The organism is Mycolicibacterium elephantis DSM 44368 (assembly GCF_004014805.1).
GTDB classification, from domain to species: domain Bacteria; phylum Actinomycetota; class Actinomycetes; order Mycobacteriales; family Mycobacteriaceae; genus Mycobacterium; species Mycobacterium elephantis.
In genome coordinates, this window is the sequence record NZ_ATDN01000072.1 from 1 (window position 1) to 416 (window position 416).

At 68.5% G+C, this 416-nt stretch carries 1 pseudogene; it reads left to right on the forward strand.

The features are described 5' to 3' along the window. Window positions 1-416 (forward strand): annotated as a pseudogene (locus tag MELE44368_RS26800) (hypothetical protein); the annotation flags it as partial.

The following is a 416-nucleotide window of genomic DNA, read 5'->3' on the forward strand; positions in this document are numbered from 1 at the left end:
GTCATCCACGCCATCACCACCACCCCCACCACTGCGAGCAAGACCACCGCCAGCTCCCGCACCGCTACCAACACCGAAGACGACGGTGGGTCTGAGAACACCACCGCCAAGCCCCAATCACGCAGACCCGATCCACCCACCCCCACCGACGAACCCACACCACCGGCCAACGACGAGCCGCCGGTCAACGACGAGCCACCGGCGAACGACGAGCCACCACCACGGCCGGTCGACGACGAGCCGCCGCCGGTGGACTATGAGCCGCCGCCACCTCCGCTCGACGACGAACCACCGGTCGACGATGAGCCGCCACCTCCGCTCGACGACGCGCCATCGCATCCGGTGGATGATGAGCCCACCGCGGATGCGTCGGCGACACCAAATCAATCGGCCGGCGGGTCGGTCTATGAGCCGCA